This is a genomic window from Kitasatospora sp. NPDC058965, from assembly GCF_042741245.1.
Classification (GTDB): domain Bacteria; phylum Actinomycetota; class Actinomycetes; order Streptomycetales; family Streptomycetaceae; genus Kitasatospora.
In genome coordinates this window covers 1-1,809 of sequence record NZ_JBHYKG010000577.1, presented here as the reverse complement: position 1 = coordinate 1,809, position 1,809 = coordinate 1, and the positions used below count along the sequence as shown (strand labels likewise).

The 1,809-nt window shown below is 72.8% G+C and carries 3 protein-coding genes and 1 tRNA gene; 2 read left to right on the top strand and 2 right to left on the bottom strand.

Features of this window, described 5'->3' with window-relative positions:
* Positions 1-103 precede the first annotated feature (103 nt).
* Positions 104-508, bottom strand: coding sequence for a ribonuclease domain-containing protein (locus ACFW1A_RS40315; RefSeq protein WP_380418681.1), 405 nt, complete (start codon positions 506-508; stop codon positions 104-106).
* Between the two features lie 116 nt (positions 509-624).
* A complete protein-coding gene (locus tag ACFW1A_RS40310; protein WP_380418679.1) occupies positions 625-906 on the bottom strand; it encodes a pyrimidine/purine nucleoside phosphorylase in 282 nt (93 codons plus the stop codon).
* A gap of 204 nt (positions 907-1,110) precedes the next feature.
* On the opposite strand from ACFW1A_RS40310, the gene ACFW1A_RS40305 reads away from it, so the two are divergent.
* Positions 1,111-1,653, top strand: a complete 543-nt coding sequence (locus ACFW1A_RS40305) for an MOSC domain-containing protein (RefSeq protein ID WP_380418677.1) — start codon at positions 1,111-1,113, stop codon at positions 1,651-1,653.
* A 71-nt stretch (positions 1,654-1,724) separates the two neighbouring features.
* A tRNA-Met gene (locus ACFW1A_RS40300) sits at positions 1,725-1,798 on the top strand.
* Positions 1,799-1,809 lie beyond the last annotated feature (11 nt).

Genomic DNA, 1,809 nt, shown 5'->3' with positions numbered 1-1,809 from the left:
GCACACGGACACCCCCATGCTCACCGGAGCCGGTCCGGCGGGCCCGTCCGGCGCGTCCGTTCGGGCCCGCGGCGGGGCCGGCGCCGTGGCCGGGCGGGGGACGTCAGCAGGTCCAGTCGACCCGGTCGAAGGTGGCGTAGTGGTCGGCGGTGTAGTAATCCTCGTGCGGGGCCCGGCCGGTGATGATCCGCCGGGTGCCGCGGGTGGGAGCGCCGGGGGTCGTGACGGTGTACTCGTGGTAGTAGCCCGAGGGTTCCTGGGGCAGGACCCCCTCGTGGTTGGCGAAGACGATCCCGTCGCGCGCGTAGGGGAACGGGCCGCCCCGGTCGATCAGGTGCAGCGTGTCGTGGGCCTGCACCGGCAGCCCGGTGTAGCAGACGTCGCCGACGGACCGGTGGCCGTGCTGCGCGGCGGCGGGTGCGCCCACCGCCGCGGGACCCGTCAGCAGGACGCCCGCGGTCAGCGCGGCGAGAGCGGCGGCCCGCAGGGTCCGGGAGAGTGTGATCATGCCGGCGAGCATGGCGGACGCCGGGACGCCCGCCCGGCCGGAAACGCCGGTGTACACACGATCGTGCGACGTGACGCTCCCTCACACGGCCCGGGCGGGCGGTCGGGGCGCGCAGGTCAGCGGTACTCGCACAGGTAGGCGGTGTCGCCCGCGACCTTCAGGTGGAAGACGCTGTCGCCCGGGACGTCGAAGCGGGTGCCGGCGGCGAACGTCTCCCAGGTGTCACTGCCGGGCAGCCGGACGGTCAGGGCGCCGCTGACCACGTGCATGGTCTCGGGGGCGGCGGTGTCGAACGCGTACTCGCCGGGGGCCATCACGCCGACGGTCGCCCGTCCGTTCCCGGAGTCGAACGCGATCGACTTGACCGTGCCGTCGAAGTACTCGTTGACCTTGAACATGGGCATTCCCTCGGGGACCGGGCGGTATCGAGCTGGCCGCTCGCCGCGTGCTGGGTGTCGGCAGGGGAAAGGTACCGGTGGTGCCCCTGGGGCCGGTGGTCCGTCTCGCACCGTGAACGTCCCCGCCCCCAGAGGGCGCGCCGGGCGTTGGTTAGACTTGCTAACGATTACCGGAGCAGCGCCGAGTCCTGGAGGGTCCCCCCCATGCACGGAACGGTCACCGCAGTCAGCAGCAACCCCGAGTACTCCTTCACCAAGCCCAACCGCGACAGCGTCACCCTGCTCGCCGGCCTCGGGGTGCAGGGCGATGTGCACGCGGGGGTGACCGTCAAGCACCGGTCCCGGGTGGCCCAGGACCCGACCGCGCCGAATCTGCGTCAGGTCCACCTGATGCACGAGGAGCTCTTCGCCGAGGTCGGCGCGCACGGGTTCGCCGTCGGCCCCGGCGACCTGGGCGAGAACATCACCACCAGTGGTATCGACCTGCTCTCGCTGCCCACCGGCACCCTGCTGCACCTGGGCGACGAGGCGGTGGTGGAGGTGACCGGCCTGCGCAACCCGTGCCTGCAGATCGACGCCTTCCAGCGCGGCCTGCTCCCTCGGGTGGTGGGCCGTGACGAGGCCGGCGCCGTCGTCCGCAAGGCCGGGATCATGGGCGTGGTGTGCACCGGAGGCGTGGTCCGCCCGGGCGACCCGGTCCGCGCCGTGCTGCCCGCGGAGCCGCACCGGCCGCTGGACCGGGTCTGAGGCCCCGGCGGCCCGGCCGGGAAACGGATTGTGCTGTTGGGGCGCCCATGCCGTACAGTCGGGTTCACCGACGCGGGGTGGAGCAGCTCGGTAGCTCGCTGGGCTCATAACCCAGAGGTCGCAGGTTCAAATCCTGTCCCCGCTACGACGAGGGCC